Below are 18,010 nucleotides of genomic sequence, written 5' to 3'. Positions count from 1 at the left end.
AATGAAAACTATATATATAAATGAATCTGGAGTAAGGCCATGGGAAACCATAAATCCAACGAATGATGCCAGGTTCACCACCACGACATTATTAGACCACGACTTCAATAATGTCTGGGAATCTTGGTGTGATGTAATGGCTTCCTTATTAAACAAATGGCCTATTAAAAGAGAGTGGTCCGCAACAACAAATATCGACTTCAACTCAAAAACAGAAGAATACCTATTCAAAAAAAATACGGCGGACACACTTAACATCGGAGATTTATGTAAAAAAAATGAAAAAAGCAATATTTATTCCACCATTAAAAACTGCCCAAGCAATCCTCGAAAAATACAAAATCTGGCCTTAGGGGGCTCACATGAGGTCGTTCTGTTAATTCAAGAAACCGAAACTGAAATAGAAGACCTCTGGCGCAGAATGACTCTATTTGAAAAACGTATCACAGCCGAAAACATCAGCATCTTCCTGGAGTCCCAACCAAATATGCTGTTATGTAGATTTTACGATTCAGAAACCCACGCAGCAGCTCAGTTCATCTATCAAGCCCATCACGAAAATGAGATCATTTTAAAAAAAATAAAAGCCCGCTTCAAAAAATTAAGCATTGAAGATGTTCACCACTACATAAACGGTACAAAAAAACACAACCACACAAGTAATTGAATGTAACGCTGAGGGATATGGATGATATAGAACGACATTTTCCCAACGTGAAATTTTGTAAACCTAATCAGCCATTGAACAAAACAGACCATGGGACTGAAGTACTCGACATCTCAGGGGGAACCATTAAATAAGTAACTTGCAAGCATGACGAATTACTGATCGCTTTTACCAACCACCAAAACGAACCTTCATTGAATATCTTTCACAGCGCCTATTGCCTTCAAAGGGGTTAACGTGATCGGCAACGAAATATGCGAAATACATAACGAAGAAGACGTTATTTTTTCGCAAACCGTGAAACGTACATCGACTTTGATTATGGTCCTGATGACAGGATCAACGATTCCTACCCCTGGCTGCTATATATTTACGCCTGCGAGTTACATCTCCGATACCAAAAACACACCAACAAACGAGTCGTTGGAGCATGATTTCAACGAGTACCTGAAACCAGGAAAAGCCAAGAAAACTCCCGGTTCCATGTCCAATTCCCAAGCCTGATAAGCGATTAGGCCCTCAACTCCACGCCACCACCAATAACCCCGCCCCCAACACCAGGCACAACGGCGAATAAAACCACGTATCCAGCCGCGCAAACCGCGACCCACTGACCTTCTTGAAAAAACCCACCAACTCCGAATCCCCAATTGCCCTGGCAAACATCACTACGGCAATCGCGCTGATCCCCCACTGCAACGCCCGATGGGACACCGGCGAAAAGTACAACCCGGCACGCAGGCACACCAACAGTGCAATCGCCACCAACCCCATCGCCACCAAAAAGGTGCCCAGTGCCGAAGGTTTGAACGCCGGGCGTGGCCCGCTGGCGAATTCACCGGGAAGTTGGGGGATGGCGGCGAGGCTGCCGAGTTTGCCGCCGGCGGCCCAATACAAGTGGACCATGCTGATGCAGGTAAAAATGCCGACAATCCACCGTGCGACGACGAAGCTCATGACTGGCTCTCCCTGGAAAAGTGCGAAAAAGCATAGTCGCCCTGAGATTTTTTGCAGGCATTTCGTCGGCGGCTGATGGTAAAGTGCCACCCCATGAAAATCGCCCGTGCCGATCGCTCGCTCATTGCCTGGATGCTGTATTGCTGCGTCCTGTTCAATGTGTTCGCCTGCAGTATCGGTCACGGGCAGATGGTGGGGATGCAACTCAATGGGATTGGCGGTCAGTTCTGTACCGTAGACCCGCGCACCCAGGCCCCCAAGCCGACCCACTCCACCGGTGAGAACCTGCCCACGCTGTCCAAGGCGTTCGGTTGCCCGCCGTGTTCCACCGGCGGCATGGGGCCCGCGCTCAGTTCCAGCCTGAATGTGGCGGTGTTGCCGCAACCTCACGCCCCACCACCGGCCATCGTTCTGGCTGCTGACATCCCTGCCCGCTTCACCTGGCCCACGGCTAACCCGCGCGCGCCGCCCGCTTTCGCCTGATACCTGCGCTTTTTGATCTGCACTGACCTGCGTTTCCGTAAGAAAGTACGTACGGCTGTGCGTTGTTTTCAAGCCACGTTTTTCAGGATTCAACCATGAAGCATTTACCCCTGTTGGCAGGCCTGTTCGGCTGCCTGCCTGTCTGCGCCTGGGCGCTCGAACTGGCCCCGACCACCATCGATGGCCAACCAACGCCCGAGCCCGGCCTGGCCCTGGACCAACCCAGCGGCGTGGCGTCGCGGTTGGGGCTAAGCGTGCGGGAGACCCCGGCGTCGGTAGCCATCGCCAACCGCAATGATATCGAACGCCATGGCGCCAAGACCTTCCGCGATGCGGCCAACACCCTGCCCGGCGTCAACGCCAGCGCGCCGCCGGGGTTTGGCGGTTTTGTGTCCTATCGCGGGTTTACCAGCAGCCAGATCACCCAGATGTTCAACGGCATCAACGTCGCCACCGGCCTGGATCTATGATCGGGTGGAACTGGTGGGCGGCCCCTCCTCCCTGATCAACGGCGCCGGCGCCGTCGGTGGCTCGCTCAACTATGTGACCAAGCTGGCCACCCGCGAGGAACAGGCCGCCGAGGGCCAACTGACCTATGGCAGCTACGACACCGCCGGCATGGCCTTCGGCGTCAACCATGCGCTCACCGAGCCGAGCGCCGAGGTGCAGCATTACGCGCGCCTGGATGTGAGCCGCAACACCAACCACAGTTATATCGACCGTGACCAGCGCGACGCCTGGAGCCTGGCGTTTTCCTTACTCAGCGACCTCACACCCAGCCTGTCCCACACGCTGGCCTTGGAGTATCAGGATGAGCATGAAGACAGTCCTTACTGGGGCACGCCGGTGCTCAACCCCAAGGCTGGCGAATTGAAGATCGACACGCACAACCGGTTCAACAACTACAACGTCGCCGATGGCCGCTACGAGCAGCGAACACTGTGGGCGCGCTCGATCATCGACTACCGGATCAACGACAGCACCACGCTGAAAAACACCCTCTACCATCTCGACAGCCAGCGCGATTATCGCAACCTGGAAACCTACCAGTACACCGCCGATAACCGTGCGGTGAACCGCTCGACTGCCTACCAGGTGCGCCATCAAGGTGAACAGAACGGCAACCAGTTCGAACTGCGCCATGACGCCAGCTTGCTGGGGCTGGCGACCACCTGGTCCGGCGGTTTTGAGTACAAGGTCAACAGCACCACCAACAGCCCATTGAATGTATCCGGCAAAAGCACGGTGGACCCAAACCACTACAACCCTGGCAATTTTTATGACATACCGGGCACCCGGCCGGGATTCGTAAGGGACAAGACCAACGCGGTGACCACCCAAGCGCTGTTTGTGGAAAACCGGCTGGGCCTTAGCGACAAACTATCCCTGCTCACTGGCCTGCGTTACGACGCTATCGACCTGGATGTCACCAACCACCGCGTGGTCACGGCGAGCAACCCCCGCCACTTCAAGCGCAGTTGGGAACCGGTGACCGGCCGCGCCGGCCTGACGTACCAGTTCATGCCATCCGCCAACGTGTACGTGCAATACAGCACCGCCGCCGAGCAGCCCACTACCACCACACAAGTATTTGATGTATCGACCGGCAAACAGTGGGAAGTGGGCAGCAAGTTCGACTACCTGGACGGTCGTGGCTCCGCCACCGTCGCGGCCTATCGGATCGAGCGCAAGGACTTTGCCGTGACCGATCCGCTGGACCCGACCAACAGCATCCCGGTCGGCGCGCAGTCGTCCAAGGGTATCGAGGTGGCCAGTTCGCTGCGTATCACTCCAGCGCTTCTGGCAGAGGGCAACTTCGCCTGGGTAGACGCCGAATACGATGAGTTCAACGAGAAGATCGCCAGCGGCGCTGTGGTCTCACGCAAGGGCAACACGCCAACCAACGTACCCAAGCGTGTAGGCAACCTGTGGCTGACTTATGATTTTGCCGATGACTGGCAAGGCGGGGTGGATACGCGGTATGTGGCCCAAGTGTATGCCGACAATGCCAATACGCTGACCGTACCGGCCTACACCCTGTTCGGCAGCTTCCTGCGCTACAAGGTGGACTCGCACACCTCGGTGACCGGTCGGGTACGCAACCTGACTAACGCGGTGTACGCCGAGTTTGCCCATGTGTCGCCGGCTTACTATTTGGGATCGCCAAGAACGTTCGAGGTGGCCGTACACACCCGGTTCTAAGCCCGGCAATACCCTCCGAACGCGGGAGCAGGCTTGCTTGCTCCCGCACTTTTGAGGACCACTCGAAAGCAAGAACGGGGGTTATTTCAGACTCGCTTCAACCTTCCCCGCCACCTCCTCGGTCAACCATGCCTTCCACACCTCAGGGTGTTCTTTCATAAACACCTGGGCCACCTCGCGTGGCGCCGTGTGATTCTCGCTCATGGTCGCCAAGGCTTTATTCAATGGTTCGATCGGAAACTCGACCTTTTCAAAGAATGCCGCGATCTGAGGGTGTTCTTTCTGGAACGGCGTGGACACGCCGATACTCAACCTGGATGCCAACGACCGCGTCGGCTTTGGATCAGGATTATCCGCATCCGTCAGGGTTTTCCAGGCCTCGGCGTCGAACGGTGGTTCCTCCAGCTGGATGAGTTTGTAGCGCCCCATCAAAGGCGTAGGCGACCAGTAGTAGAACAAGACCGGTTTGCCCCGGCGTATCGACGAGGCGATCTCGGCATCCAGTGCCGCGCCGGAACCGCTGCGGAAATTCACGTAGCTGTCGTCCAGGCCATACGCCTTGAGTTTCTGTTTGTTGACCACTTCCGAGGTCCAGCCGATGGGGCTGTTGAGAAAGCGCCCTTTACCGGGGGACTCCGGGTCTTTGAACACGTCCTTGTAACGCGCCAGGTCCTTCACGCTTTTAAGCTCCGGCGCCAGCGGCTTGAGCCCTTTGGCGGGGTCGCCCTTGACCACGTACTCCGGCACCCACCAACCTTCGGTCGCGCCTTTGACCGTATCGCCCAGGCCCACCACCTTGCCTTCGGCCTCTGCCTTGACCCACACCGGGCTGCGGCCGGCCCACTCTTCGCCGATCACCTGGATGTCATTCTTGGCCAGGGCGGTTTCCAGGGTGATGGTGGTGCCGGGCAAGGTGTCGGTGGGCAGGTCATAACCCTTCTCGACAATCACTCGCAGTATTTCGGTGATCAGGCTGCCGCTTTCCCAGTTCAGGTCGGCAAAGTGCACCGGTGCCTGTGCGGCACAAACCGGCAGCGAAGCCATGGACAGGCTCAGGGTCGTCAGCGACGCGGCCAACAGCGTTCTCAATCCTTTCATGCCCTTGCACCTCGCGATATCGCAGCAGATAGCGGACGGCTTTGCTGCTTATGCGCGAAGCCTCTGAGTAGTTAAGTCAACTCAACTGTAGTAGAGGTTCCGGGAGATAGGAGATGTTCGCAGGATGTGCGGATTATTCACTAGCCTTGAACGTGACCAATTCACCCTTGCGCCACTTGGCGGCCTTGCCGGTCACGGCCTTGAGGGTTTTGGTCAGGCCTTCCTGCAATTGTTCGTTGGCGGCAAACACCAGCATCACACTGTGGCCTTCCTTGAACACGATGCCCTGGCCTTCGGCCGAAGAAACAAAGGCGTAGTCGCCCAGGCCATACACCGTCAATTTGATATCGCGAAACTTGAGTTCGAACTTGCCACCTTCGCGACTGGGTAATACCGCTGCGCGGAAATGGTCGCCTACTTTGAGTTCCAGGCGGGGTTTGTCATCCACCACCATCGCCGCTTCGGTATCGATTTCAGCGATGTAGATGCCTTCCGGCGTCTGCTCAGTGATGTAGACGAAACGGGATTGAAACTGCTTGACCAACTTTGCGCGCAAATCACCCAGCACGAACAACGCGTGCATATCCAGATTACTGACTGCCAAGGAAACGCCCCCACATCGAAAAGAGCGCCGTCCGCCAAAGGCGGGCAGCACAAAAAAACGGCCATTTCGGCACGGTTACACACATTTTTTGAAAAAAACTGAAGAAGATCCCGCTGCCCTGCCAGAGGCAGGTACAGGCGTACACGACAAGCCTCACGCGAGGTCATCCTGCGCCACAGGAAATCACAGGTTCAATAGCCAGAGAATACCGGTCGACCCGCTTCAGAGAATAACCCTATTAAAAACGCAGTTTCCGACAGCTCATACAATTGAAAACACGAGCGCTGGAACCAGGTGCCACCCGCCGACGACAATACTAAAACAGCTACGGGGGTCAAAACCACCCGTAACGCTGCTGGTGTATCAACAAGATCGATCGACAGGAGCTGACCATGCAACGACGTCACTACGACGCTACGTCTTCCCGCACTCGTTCATCATGTCAGGAAGAACGGCAATACTACTGCTTGCACAGCGTCAAGGGGTACTCCAATTCAATTCTTTACCAAGTGGTACCCGCCGGGCGCAACTTCTTTCATATCCTTGAAGTGACCAGCGGCAGAATCAAAGGCTTTCGCAGTGACCACATCCAGGCCTGCGAACTGGCCAAGCAGTTGGAAACCAGCCTGCACGGTGCAATCGTTTCGTCACCTGGATGACTTTACTGCGCCGTCGCCCCTCAACAACTGCCATACTGGCCCGTCGATTGAAACTTGCCCCGTGCGGGTCAGGTTTCATCAGTGCAGTTGATTACCTCGAAGGGAAGGCGATACGTGACGGAATTTGATATTGGCGAATTTTTCATCCATGGCGACGCAAGGGAAGTAGACGGTGAGTTTCAAGCGGTGATCGTGATGCGTGCCAAGCCGCCGCTGACTGCCGTCACCCTGCATCAGGTTGAAAAAGACCGCTGGTTCAAGACCCTGGACACCGCCGCTGCCGCCGGAAAAGAATCCGCCCTGGCACTCAAGACGGCCGTGGATTCAGGCGCATTGACTTCCTGACAATCCGATCGAACTCCTGCGCGGCACAGCTCTCCCATGCATAACGATGCTCAGCCTGCAGGGAGAAACCCATGGATACGACTAGCCCAACGCTGCAAACCTTGTTCGAACAACTGGGCCTGGATTCAAGCCAGGAAGCCATCGAACGATTCACGGCAGAGCACCGCCTGCCAGACGATATAAAGCTGATCGATGCGCCGTTCTGGAGCGAGCAACAGGCCGCTTTCCTCAGGGAGCAGTTGCATGTCGACGCAGAATGGGCGCCGGCCGTGGACGACCTCAACGCCCTGCTGCACGAACCTCCCCAGGCCTGACGCTCTTCGCGGCTTGCGGCTTATACCCCAGGCGCAAGCCGCCCCAATGCCGCCCCTTGACCATGATCGGCACCGACAAGTCGTGCATCAACTCGCCGGTATCGCGGGTGTAGGTCTGCAATAACACGGCTTGTTGATGGCTGCCGCAGCGAATCCCGGTACGGTCGTCAAACTTGCGCTTGGTGCGGTTCTGTACCGCATCGACCTGGGCGTCGCCGGTCAAGGCCTGGGAAAACGCATTATTGTGCGTGGGCACATAGCCCTGCTGTGTGCAGGCGATGGCAAACACCAGCCCCTCATGACGCGGCAACAACGCTTCCTGGATCGCCGGCAGGACCTGATCGGTGTAGCCGTCAAATCGTGTGTGGTACTTGCTCGGACGAGTGTTGGGAATGGGCGTGTAAGTGCGGTCGAACAAATCGTCCAGGCTGATGCGATTTTGCTGCACATCGGCCTCCATTTGTGCCGCTATGCGGCTGGCGCCCTCACGCGCCAAGTCGTAGACGCGCTGGTGATAGTCGTCCAGCCCGACTTCCGCCAGGCGCTCGCTGATGGTTTCGGCCTGCCCTTCCATTTGCACCGCGGCATCGGCCAGTTGCCGGGTTTGCTGGTCGCTCACGTCCAGATCGCTGCGCATCTGCTCCACGGCATGGAACAGGCTGTCGAGTTGGGTGCGGTTGGTATCGGTGCCCAGGGCGATCTCATTGACTTGCCCTTCCACATCCGCCGCCAGGCTGGCGATGCTGTGCAGCTGTTCGCCGGCGCGTTCCACCTGCTCGACGCCAGTGTTCAGGTCCGCTGACAACTGGCGAATCTGCTCCACCACCTGGGCCGTGCGCTGCTGGATATCCGCGACCATCACCCCGACTTCATCGGTGGCCGTGGCCGTGCGGCCGGCCAGCCCGCGAACTTCGTCGGCCACCACGGCGAAGCCCCGCCCGTGCTCCCCGGCGCGCGCCGCCTCAATGGCGGCGTTAAGCGCCAGCAGGTTGGTCTGGCTGGCGATGGACTGAATCACCAGGGTCACGCGCTGGATTTCTTCGCTGCGCTGGCTCAAGGCCTCGATCAGCTCGCGACTGGCATTGGCGCGCTGGCTGAGCTGGTGCATGCGGGTGATCGACTGGGCCAGCACCTCACGGCCTTCGGTACTGCGCTGATGGGCCTGGCTGGCGGCGCCCAGGGCGTCGCGGCTCAATTGCGAGGTGACCTGCTCGGTGCTGATCATCACTTCGGCGCTGCTGACAATCTGCTTGGCCGCACTGAGTTGGGACTGTACGCGGGCGGCCAACTGCTTGACCGAATAGGCCACGCCGGCAGCAGACAGTGCGTTATGGCTGGTGGTGTAGGACAGGTCGCGGGTCAGGTCGCCAATCGCATCGTTGGCCGCGGATTGCGCCATGACCGGCTTGGAATGTTTAAGGCGCGGTAGCCAGATCACCAGTACCGCCAAAGGCAGGCAGAGGTAAAGCGGCAGGTTGGCAAATGCCAGGCCCAGCAATACCAGCACCAGGGCGGTGCTCTGCATAAGCGGCGTGAGCCAACCGGGCAACCCGCGTACCACCGCTTGCGGTGGCACTGCTGCGCCCATCAGAGTTCCGTCTCCAGCCATCGTCGTTACCCCGCTGCTTGTCGTTATTGTCTCTGCATTAAACGCCACTACCAGGCCATTATCCATGGGCCTTTAGTGGGGTAGCGTGCAATAGATCAATAGACGGGAGGAGTAACGGGTCTTTCTCTGGGGGACCGCTTGAACAATCCCCCAGTTTCACCGCATCAGGCTTGGCGCTGGTGCTTGTCGATCTGCTCGTGGCGCTCTTGGGCTTCGATGCAGTACTTGGTGGTAGGGCTGATCAGCAGGCGCTTGAGGCCGATAGGCTCGCCGCTGTCATCGCACCAGCCAAAGGAATCTTCCTTGATGCGTTCCAGTGCCCGCTCAAGCTGCGGCAGCATGCGCTGGTCGCGGTCGATGGCGTTGACCAGCCAGGTGCGCTCTTCTTCCACGGAAGCGGCGTCGGCCGGGTCAGCCGGGGTATCCAGGCTTTCAATGGCGATACGGTTCTGTTCAATGCGCTCGTGGTGTTCCACTTTCATGTCTTGCAGCAACTTCTCAAAAAAAGCGTGCTGTTCGGCATTCATGTAGTCATCCGCCGGCATGGCCAGCAACTTTTCCTTTGTCATTGATTTCTCTATAAAAAATACGTGCATTAAGGCGAATAAGGGAGCGTTCCGGTCGACCTTTGCAGGCCTCGGAAGGGCGCCATCCATTCCAAGCGCCACCCGGCACTCAATTTACGAGGGGCGGCAGTCTAAGGCCGACTTGAGGGCGCAGCAACTGAAAAGACAGGCATTTTTACCGATACAACCCCAAAAGGCACCAGGACGGGCTTGGCGAACGGTTATCGGAGTGCGTTTATAGCAAGAAATTCAGTCTTGTGGAGCTATATAGAAGACAAACGGTTGAAACAGACGGTTGATGATCCATTGTGGGAGGGGCTTGCCCCCTCCCACATGGAGTTGTGTTGCCCTTTAAGCCGTATCAGCGCTTGAGCTTGCGCTTGTTGCGGTATTGGTCGATGACGACGGCCACCACGATGATCAAGCCCTTGATGATGTCCTGGATATACGCGTCCACACCGACAAAGGTAAACCCACTGGCCATCACGCCCAGGATCAGTGCGCCGATCACCGTGCCGGTGATACGCCCTACCCCGCCCGCCAGGCTGGTGCCGCCGATCACTGCCGCCGCAATCGCATCCAGCTCATAAGACATCCCCATGCCTGCCTGGCCGGTGGCGGCGCGGGCCGAGGCCACCACGCCAGCCAGGCCTGCCAGAAGACCGGCGATGCTGTAGACGATGATCAAGTGGCGCTTGACATTGATCCCCGAAGTCCGCGCCGCCTGCATGTTGCCGCCGATGGCGTAGGTGTACTTGCCGTACTTGGTGTAGCGCAGGGCGATATGGAAGATCACCGCCACCACCAGGAAGATGATCACCGGCATCGCGCCATGGCCGATGGCGGTGTACGAATCCGAGAGCATGCTCACCGGCTGGCCTTCGGTGTAATAACGCGCCAGGCCACGGGCCGAGACCATCATGCCCAGGGTCGCAATAAAGGGAGGAATACCGGTGACGGCGATGATACTGCCGTTGATCGCCCCGGCCAGCAACCCCACCCCCAGGCCCATGGCGACCGGGATCCAGACCGGCAAGTCCGTCAGGCTGGGGAATACCGCCCGGGAAAAATCGGAAGTCTGCGCCAAACTCGCGGCAATCATCGCCGACAGCGCCAGCACCGAGCCGGACGACAAGTCGATCCCCGTGGTAATGATCACTTGGGTCACGCCAATGGCCAGCAGGCCGATGATCGACACTTGCAGAATCATCAGCACCAGGCGCTGGGAATTCATCAAAAAGCTCTGGTCCCGCACAATCCAGCCGAACATCTCAAACACCAGGCCGATGCCGATCAGCACCAGGAAGATGCTCAGCTCGGTAGGCAATCGCCGCCGGTGCTTGACCGGTACCGTGGCAGGCTTGTTGTCTGTTATTGCGTTCATAGCCAATCACCTTCTTATTCTGTGGCGCGGGCCAACCGCAGGCCCGCGCGGCTGCTCGTCAGTGGACCGCGGTCATACCGGAGGCCAACTGCATGACTTTTTCCTGGGTCGCATCCGCGCGGTCCAGGGTGCCCATCAGTTCGCCTTCGTGCATCACCATCACCCGATCGCTCATGCCCAGCACTTCGGGCAGCTCCGAGGAAATCATGATCACCGCCATGCCTTCGCTGGCGAGGAACGAGATCAAGCGATAGATCTCGGCCTTGGCCCCCACATCGATGCCCCGGGTGGGTTCATCCAGGATCAACAACCGTGGGTTGGTCATCAGCCAACGGGCGAGCAAGGCTTTCTGTTGGTTGCCGCCCGACAGGGTGTCGATGCACTGTTCCAGGGACGGGGTTTTCACCCGCAGCTTCTTGCACATGTCTTCGCACAGCGCGCGCAGGGCTTTCTGCTGGATAAAGCCATTGCCTGAATAGTGCGACAGCACCGCCATCTCCATGTTTTCCAGCACCGACAGGCAGGGGAACAGGCCACTGAGCTTGCGGTCTTCGGTCAACAGCGCAAAACCTTTTTCAATAGCCATGTGCGGGTCGCTGATGCGTACCGCCTGGCCATCCAGGGTGATCTGGCCACCGTCGCTTGGGGTAATGCCGAACAGGGTCTCCGCCACGTTGGTGCGGCCCGAGCCCATCAACCCGGCGATGCCGAGGATCTCGCCGGCGTGCAGGTCGAACGACACGTCCTTGAACACTCCGTCCAGGCGCAGGTCGCGCACCGACAGCAGCAAGTCGCCAATCGGAGTCTCACGCACCGGGAACAACTGGCTCAGTTCACGGCCCACCATCATCGAGATCAGGCTGTCACTGTTCATGCTGTCGGCGCGTTGCAGGCCGATATACTGGCCGTCACGGAACACCGCCACTTCATCGGCGATGGCGAACACTTCGTTCATTTTGTGGGTGATGTAGACGATCCCTTTGCCCTGGGACTTGAGGTCGGCAATGATCGAAAAGAGGTGGGCGACTTCCTTCTCGGTAATCGCCGATGTGGGCTCATCCATGATCAGGATGTCGGAGTCGTAGGACACCGCCTTGGCAATCTCGACCATCTGCCGCTCGGCGATGCTCAGGTTGCCCACCTGCTCTTCCGGGTCGAGGTTGATGCGCAGGCGCGCCAGCAACTCGGCGGTGCAGCGGTGCATTTCGCGATGGTTGACCATGTGCAGGCTGTTGAGCTGCTCGCGGCCGATCCAGATATTCTCGGCGATGCTCATGTGCGGCATCAGGTTGAGTTCCTGGTGGATCATGGCGATCCCGGCCTTTTGCGCCGCCAGCGGTGTTTCAAACACGATCGGCTTGCCGCGCAGGCGGATTTCACCGGCGTCGGGCTGGTAGATGCCGGCGATGATTTTCATCAAGGTCGACTTGCCCGCGCCGTTCTCCCCCATCAGCGCCAGCACGGTGCCGGGGCGCACGCGCAGTTGCACATCGGCCAGGGCCACGACGCCGGGAAAGCCTTTGCTGATATTGACGATTTCCAGCAGGTAGGGTTCTTCCAGCGGCAACGGCTGGATACCGGGAGGCTGCGAGACAGCGGCTTGAGCGAGCATAAAGAAGTACTCCATCGGCAAGGCGGGCACGACCGCCCTGCCGTTTCGTTGTTGTTATGTCAGGGCTACTTGAACTTGGCGACGTTGTCCGGCGTGATCAGTTGGAACGGGATGATCACGTTCTGCTCGATGGGTTCGTTCTTGGCCATCTTGCGCGCCGTTTCGACCGACTTGTCCGCCTGGCCCTTGGCATCCTGGAACGCCGACACCGTCATGTCGCCCTTGGTGATCGCGTTGAGGCCATCCGGCGTGCCGTCGACACCCGCGATCAGCACGCCTTTCTTGCCTGCCGATTTCAGCGCCATGGACGCGCCAATCGCCATTTCATCGTTATTGGCCAGCACCGCGTCGAAATCGCGGCCTTGAGTCAACCAGTCATTGACCAAGGTCATGCCCCTGTCACGCAACCAGATGCCGGTCTGTTCCTGCTCGATCTTGATGCCTGGGTACTTGGTCAGGACCTCCTTCACGCCCTTGGTGCGGTTGGTGGTGGAATTGTTCGCCAGGTCACCCAACAGAATCACGACGTTGCCCTTGCCGCCGAGTTTTTCGGCGATGTATTGCATTTGCAACTTGCCGGCCTCGATGTCATCGGACACCACCGCCGCGACGCCTGGGGCGAGCGTCGCGCTGTCAGGACGGCGGTTGACGAACACCAGCGGAATTTTTGCAGCGGTAGCGGCCTTGATAATGTTCGCCGTAGAGGCGGTGTCCACCGGGTTGACGATGATGGCGTCGACTTTCTGGCTGATAAAATTCTCGACCTGGCTCAGTTGCTTGACCACATCGGCGCGGGCGTCTTCGAACTGCAACTGCACGCCGTCACCTTTTGGATAGGACTTGGCTTGCTTGTCCATGTCTTCGCGCAGGTAGGTTAGGAACGTGTCATCGAAGGCGGACATGCTCACGCCTATCTTCAGGTCGGCAGCCGAGGCAACACCGCTGGCCAGGAGCATGGACAGGGCCAGCGCGGTAAAACGGATCGGGGTCTTCATGAACGGTCTGTCTCCAGTTTCTTGTTGGTTTTGTGGACGTTGCGTTTATCAGAGGTTGCGTTTATCAGCGCTCGGCGGGCAGTCGCACGACCGGTGCGCCGGGAATGCAGCAGACCAGCGCGCCGTGGTTTTCGACGCACAGCACATTAAGGAAGGAGAAGTAGAACGGCCGGGCGCGGGGCAGAGCGCGGGGCGTTTGGGCGGGGCGTAAAACTCGCAGTACAGCGTTGAAGATTTTCATCTGACGGTACCTGGTTGTTTTTGATCTTGTTTTTGTTGAGTCGCCGGGGATCGGGCCCAGACGTACTTTATGCAACCTGGAAAAGACTTTATTGGAAAATAATTTCCATATCAACTTGTTTTAGAATTTAATTCTATTTTTGTTGAAACCACCTGCTGGCGCTCGGCGCTCAGGCGTGCGGCGTCCAATATACGGGTGGTTTCCAGGGCGTCATAGGCGCTCACGGGCAACACGCCCTGCCCTTGCACAGCGGCTTGCAACTGGCGATAGAACTGCGTCCAGCAACCTTTCTCCGACGGCACCCGCTCGCGCTCCCCGCCGTGTTCGAACCAGCCCCAACGGCGATGCTCTTCAGCGCCCCAGTGCTCGCCTTCGGTTTTCGGTGATTTGCCGGCCATCAGCGCTTCTTCCTGACCGTCGAGCCCCTCCACGGTGTAACAGCCCGCACTGCCACTGACGCGAAAACGCGGGGCCTGGCTGTTTTGCAGGGCATTGCCCCACAGGTGGGAAATCACCCCGTTGGCGTGGGTCAGGGACACGAAAAAACCGTGGTCGACGCTGGGGTGTTCGGCCGTGTAGTGCAACTGCGCGAACACCCGGTCCACCGGGCCGAACAATTGCAGCGCCTGGTCCACCAGGTGGCTGCCCAAATCGCGCAGCCAGCCACCGCCGCTGGCGTTGCCCACCGCTTGCGGGCTGTAGCGTTCCACCCGCGACTCAAACCGGGTAATGGTGCCCAGGGCACCGGCGTCGATGAGCTTGCGCAGGGTCAGGTAATCCGAGTCCCAACGCCGGTTCTGGTAGACGCTCAGCAACACTTCATGGCGCTCGGCGGCAATGATCAGTGCATGGGCCTGTTCGGCGTTGGCGGCGAAGGGTTTGTCGCTGACCACCGCCAGGCCATGTTCGATGGCTTCCAGCACCAGCGCCGGGCGGCCTTTGAGAGTGGTAGAGATAACGAGGGCGTCGACCCCGGCTTCGACGATCTGGCCGATGCAGTCGAAGGCTTGGAGGCCGGGGTGGTCGGTATTCAACTGTTGGCGGCGCTCGGGGGAACGGGTGACGACGCCAACAAACGTGGCGCCGGGCAGTGTTGCAATCAGCGGCGCATGAAAAAAGCGCCCTCCATGGCCGTAGCCGACTAGTCCGATTCGCATGAACTCACTCCTTCTTAGAAGTGGAAACCGAGTCAAATGTGGGAGGGGGCTTGCCCCCGATAACAGTGTGTCAGTCAAAAAAAATTTATCTGACCCACCGCCATCGGAGGCAAGCCCCCTCCCACACCGACTGCATTCCACCTGTGGATTTGCGATCAGCCGTAGAAGTGCGGGCGATCCGGCAGGCTGATCTTGACGATCTGCTCACTGCCCTGCGCCTGGATACACGCATCCGCCGCCACCGCCGCCGCGAAACCATCCCACGCCGACGGCCCACCGACCTGGCCAGCGCGCACGCTGTCGATGAACGCCTGCAACTCCACGTCATACGCGCCGATGAACCGGTCTTTCCAATCCATCAGAATCGCATTGGACAACTTCGCGCCGCTGCGCAGTTGCACCTGGGAAGGCTCCGGCAATTTGGCGATACCGGTCTCCCCCACCACTTCGCACTGGATGTCATAGCCGTATTGGCAGTTCACGAACACTTCCACGTCGATACGCGTGCCCTTGGCGGTCTCCAGCAGCACGATCTGCGGGTCGCGCAAGTGCGCCAACGCCTTGCTGGTCTTGCGCGGAAACACCACTTGCACGGAAACGTAGTCGTCGTTGAGCAACCAACGCAGTACGTCCAGCTCGTGGATCAAGGTGTCGGTGATCGCCATGTCGGTCTTGTAGTTCTCACCTACCGTCGGGTTGCGGTGGGCGCAGTGCAGCATCAACGGCTCGCCGATCTGGCCGCTGTCGATCACCGCCTTGAGGGCGCGATAGCCTTCGTCATACGGACGCATGAAGCCCACTTGCACCAGGCGCTTGCCGTGGGCCACTTCGGCGTCGACGATCCGGCGGCAGCCTTCGGCAGTCACCGCCAGGGGTTTTTCACAGAACACCGGTTTGCCGGCGGCGATGGCGGCGAGTACGAATTCTTCATGGCTGGGACCCCAGGAGGTCACCAGGATGGCTTCAACCTGTGGCGAGTTGATCAGCGCATGGCCGTCCGGGTACACCTCGGCGCCCAGTTTCAAATCCGCGACCACCTTGGCCGCTTGCTCAAGGTTGATGTCGGTCACCGCCACCACCTGGCTATTGAGCAGGGTCTGGCTGCAACGACGAATATGGTCACGGCCGATGGCACCGGTACCGATCACTCCAAGCTTCAACGACATACAAACACTCCTCTTGTTATTAGTACTGCCGGGCCTTCGCCAGGTGTTCATTGAGTTTTTTTGCAGCGGCATTCGTGCGTTCGCTGGTGGACACCTGCGCCACGCCCACCCGCCACCACGACAGGTAGCCGTGGACCATGGTTTTGGGCAGGACCTTGATGTCGATCAGGGTCGAGACCGTTTGCGTGCGCGCATCGGCCAGCGCGGCCTGGAGTTGCTCGACGCTGCTGACCTTGTAGGTCTTGCAGCCATAAGCCGCCGCGCTCATGGCGAAATCCACCGGCACCAGGCCGCCGTCGAGCTTGCCGCTCTCGGGGTTGCGGTAGCGGAACTCGGTGCCGAAGCTGTCCATGCCGTTACCGATCTGCAGGTTGTTGATGCAACCGAAGGCCATGTTGTCCAGCAGCACCACGTTGATCTTGCGGCGCTCCTGGATCGAGGTGGCCAGCTCGGAATGCAACATCATGTAGGAGCCATCGCCGACCAGCGCATACACCTCCTTGGTTGGTTCGGCCAGCTTCACGCCGAGGGCGGCGTTGATCTCGTAGCCCATGCACGAGTAGCCGTATTCGACGTGATAGGTGTTCACGCCTTTGCTGCGCCAGGCGCGCTGCAGGTCGCCGGGCAGGCTGCCGGCGGCGGCGACGATGATCGCATCGTCGGCCAGGCTGTCGTTGAGCACGCCGAGCACCCGGCTCTGGGTCAGGCAGGAACCGGTCAGCTCGATAAATTCACGCAGTACCGCACGGTCCAGGTGGTCGTCGACTTCCGGCACGAAGGCATCGCCCGAGTACTCCACCTGATGCACACGGTCCACTTCGGCATCCAGTTGCGCCTTGGCGTCACGCACCTGTTCACCCCAACCGGAGCGGTAATCGCCCAGGGCGTCGGCCAGCGCGTCGAGGGCAACTCTGGCATCACCCAGCACCTGTACGCCGTCGAGTTTCAACGCATCGCAGGGGCTGATATTCAGGTTGAGGAACTTGACCTCGGCATGCTTGAACAGCGACTTGGACGAGGTGGTGAAGTCGGTGTAGCGGGTGCCGATGCCGATGATCAGATCCGCCTCGGGCGCCAACAGGTTGGCCGCCAGGCAGCCGGTTTCGCCAATGCCGCCGACGTTAAGCGGGTGGCTGGACACCAGCGCGCTTTTACCCGCTTGAGTCTCGGCGAACGGAATATCAAAGCGCTCGGCGAAGGCTTGCAGCGCGGCATTCGCGCCGGCGTACTTGACCCCGCCACCGCAGATGATCAGCGGTTTGCGCTTGCCGCGAAAAGCCGCCAACGCATCGCCGATCATCGCCGCGCTGGGCGGGCGCCGGTCAATACGGTGCACGCGCTTTTGCAGGAAGTAATCCGGGTAGTCCCAGGCTTCGGCCTGCACATCCTGGGGCAGCGCCAAGGTCACGGCGCCGGTTTCCGCCGGGTCGGTCAACACACGCATGGCATGGATCGCGGCGCTCATCAGTTGCTCGGGACGGTTGATGCGGTCCCAGTACTTGCTCACCGAGCGAAATGCATCGTTGGTGCTGATGCTCAAGTCGTGGAACTGCTCGATCTGTTGCAGCACCGGGTCGGGCTGGCGACTGGCGTACACATCGCCGGGCAGCAACAGCAACGGAATACGGTTGGCGGTGGCGGTCGCCGCGGCGGTGAGCATATTCGCCGCGCCGGGGCCGACCGATGCGGTGCACGCGTAGATCTTGCGGCGCAAATGCTGCTTGGCAAAACCGATGGCGGCATGGGCCATGCCCTGCTCGTTGCGGCCCTGATGCACCACCAGGTCGCCACTGTCCTGCTCCAGCGCCTGGCCCAGGCCCAGCACGTTGCCGTGGCCGAAAATCGTGAACACCCCGGCGACAAACTTGCTCTGTACGCCATCGACTTCGACGTATTGGTTATCCAGAAACTTCACCAGGGCCTGGGCCATGGTCAGTCGGGTTGTGGTCAT

Annotated in this window: 18 protein-coding genes and 1 pseudogene; 7 read left to right on the top strand and 12 right to left on the bottom strand. The window is 59.0% G+C overall.

Annotated elements, in window-relative coordinates; translation table 11 throughout:
* Window position 1: 1 nt before the first annotated feature.
* Complete coding sequence (locus tag KSS96_RS13125) at window positions 2-667, top strand: hypothetical protein (protein ID WP_217856400.1); 666 nt, start codon at window positions 2-4, stop codon at window positions 665-667.
* Window positions 668-904: 237 nt separating this feature from the next.
* The gene (locus KSS96_RS13120) at window positions 905-1,171 is read left to right on the top strand and encodes a hypothetical protein (protein ID WP_217856510.1); all 267 of its coding nucleotides are present in this window, start codon (window positions 905-907) and stop codon (window positions 1,169-1,171) included.
* A 15-nt stretch (window positions 1,172-1,186) separates the two neighbouring features.
* Here the strand turns inward: KSS96_RS13120 and KSS96_RS13115 are convergent, their stop codons facing one another.
* Entirely contained in the window at window positions 1,187-1,624 is a 438-nt protein-coding gene (locus KSS96_RS13115) for a DUF3995 domain-containing protein (protein WP_017530336.1), read from the bottom strand.
* A gap of 93 nt (window positions 1,625-1,717) precedes the next feature.
* On the opposite strand from KSS96_RS13115, the gene KSS96_RS13110 reads away from it, so the two are divergent.
* Together KSS96_RS13110 and KSS96_RS13105 are read left to right on the top strand one after the other, a co-directional pair.
* Entirely contained in the window at window positions 1,718-2,107 is a 390-nt protein-coding gene (locus tag KSS96_RS13110) for a DUF2946 domain-containing protein (RefSeq protein ID WP_217856399.1), read from the top strand.
* A 95-nt stretch (window positions 2,108-2,202) separates the two neighbouring features.
* Window positions 2,203-4,309 (top strand): annotated as a pseudogene (locus KSS96_RS13105) (TonB-dependent receptor).
* 81 nt (window positions 4,310-4,390) lie between these two features.
* On the opposite strand, the gene KSS96_RS13100 reads toward KSS96_RS13105, so the two are convergent.
* Together KSS96_RS13100 and KSS96_RS13095 are read right to left on the bottom strand one after the other, a co-directional pair.
* Entirely contained in the window at window positions 4,391-5,407 is a 1,017-nt protein-coding gene (locus KSS96_RS13100; RefSeq protein WP_017530333.1) for an ABC transporter substrate-binding protein, read from the bottom strand.
* Between the two features lie 133 nt (window positions 5,408-5,540).
* Entirely contained in the window at window positions 5,541-5,990 is a 450-nt protein-coding gene (locus KSS96_RS13095) for a hypothetical protein (RefSeq protein WP_050554011.1), read from the bottom strand.
* A 413-nt stretch (window positions 5,991-6,403) separates the two neighbouring features.
* Here KSS96_RS13095 and KSS96_RS13090 point away from each other — a divergent pair, with 413 nt between their 5' ends.
* The 3 genes from KSS96_RS13090 (at window position 6,404) to KSS96_RS13080 (ending at window position 7,329) form a co-directional block, all read left to right on the top strand.
* Window positions 6,404-6,670, top strand: coding sequence for a hypothetical protein (locus KSS96_RS13090; RefSeq protein ID WP_026067460.1), 267 nt, complete (start codon window positions 6,404-6,406; stop codon window positions 6,668-6,670).
* A gap of 114 nt (window positions 6,671-6,784) precedes the next feature.
* The gene (locus KSS96_RS13085; protein WP_026067459.1) at window positions 6,785-7,015 is read left to right on the top strand and encodes a hypothetical protein; all 231 of its coding nucleotides are present in this window, start codon (window positions 6,785-6,787) and stop codon (window positions 7,013-7,015) included.
* Window positions 7,016-7,086: 71 nt separating this feature from the next.
* Window positions 7,087-7,329 (top strand): DUF2789 domain-containing protein, encoded by a 243-nt coding sequence (locus KSS96_RS13080; RefSeq protein ID WP_017530330.1) that lies wholly within the window; start codon window positions 7,087-7,089, stop codon window positions 7,327-7,329.
* On the opposite strand, the gene KSS96_RS13075 is transcribed toward KSS96_RS13080, so the two are convergent.
* The 9 genes from KSS96_RS13075 to iolD form a co-directional block, all read right to left on the bottom strand.
* Entirely contained in the window at window positions 7,295-8,554 is a 1,260-nt protein-coding gene (locus KSS96_RS13075; RefSeq protein ID WP_411736606.1) for a methyl-accepting chemotaxis protein, read from the bottom strand. The genes KSS96_RS13080 and KSS96_RS13075 overlap by 35 nt on opposite strands.
* 548 nt (window positions 8,555-9,102) lie before the next feature.
* Window positions 9,103-9,507 carry a TraR/DksA family transcriptional regulator gene (locus KSS96_RS13070; protein ID WP_003191666.1) on the bottom strand — a complete coding sequence of 135 codons (405 nt, stop codon included), beginning with the start codon at window positions 9,505-9,507 and terminating at the stop codon, window positions 9,103-9,105.
* 358 nt (window positions 9,508-9,865) lie between these two features.
* Window positions 9,866-10,888 carry an ABC transporter permease gene (locus KSS96_RS13065; RefSeq protein ID WP_026067458.1) on the bottom strand — a complete coding sequence of 341 codons (1,023 nt, stop codon included), beginning with the start codon at window positions 10,886-10,888 and terminating at the stop codon, window positions 9,866-9,868.
* Window positions 10,889-10,946: 58 nt separating this feature from the next.
* Window positions 10,947-12,500, bottom strand: a complete 1,554-nt coding sequence (locus KSS96_RS13060; protein ID WP_026067457.1) for a sugar ABC transporter ATP-binding protein — start codon at window positions 12,498-12,500, stop codon at window positions 10,947-10,949.
* 65 nt (window positions 12,501-12,565) lie between these two features.
* Complete coding sequence (locus KSS96_RS13055) at window positions 12,566-13,495, bottom strand: sugar ABC transporter substrate-binding protein (RefSeq protein ID WP_017530326.1); 930 nt, start codon at window positions 13,493-13,495, stop codon at window positions 12,566-12,568.
* 64 nt (window positions 13,496-13,559) lie between these two features.
* On the bottom strand, window positions 13,560-13,736 hold the full coding sequence (locus KSS96_RS13050; RefSeq protein WP_175404205.1) for a hypothetical protein: 177 nt from the start codon (window positions 13,734-13,736) through the stop codon (window positions 13,560-13,562).
* Between the two features lie 110 nt (window positions 13,737-13,846).
* Window positions 13,847-14,893 (bottom strand): Gfo/Idh/MocA family protein, encoded by a 1,047-nt coding sequence (locus KSS96_RS13045; protein WP_017530325.1) that lies wholly within the window; start codon window positions 14,891-14,893, stop codon window positions 13,847-13,849.
* Between the two features lie 155 nt (window positions 14,894-15,048).
* Window positions 15,049-16,059 (bottom strand): bifunctional inositol 2-dehydrogenase/D-chiro-inositol 1-dehydrogenase, encoded by a 1,011-nt coding sequence (gene iolG, locus KSS96_RS13040; RefSeq protein WP_017530324.1) that lies wholly within the window; start codon window positions 16,057-16,059, stop codon window positions 15,049-15,051.
* A gap of 19 nt (window positions 16,060-16,078) precedes the next feature.
* Window positions 16,079-18,010: a 3D-(3,5/4)-trihydroxycyclohexane-1,2-dione acylhydrolase (decyclizing) gene (gene iolD / locus KSS96_RS13035; RefSeq protein ID WP_017530323.1), complete on the bottom strand. Its 1,932-nt coding sequence runs from the start codon at window positions 18,008-18,010 to the stop codon at window positions 16,079-16,081.

It is taken from the genome of Pseudomonas asgharzadehiana (assembly GCF_019139815.1).
GTDB classification, from domain to species: domain Bacteria; phylum Pseudomonadota; class Gammaproteobacteria; order Pseudomonadales; family Pseudomonadaceae; genus Aquipseudomonas; species Aquipseudomonas asgharzadehiana.
The sequence above is the reverse complement of the archived record's forward strand: the minus strand, read 5'-3'. Positions and strand labels throughout refer to the sequence as shown.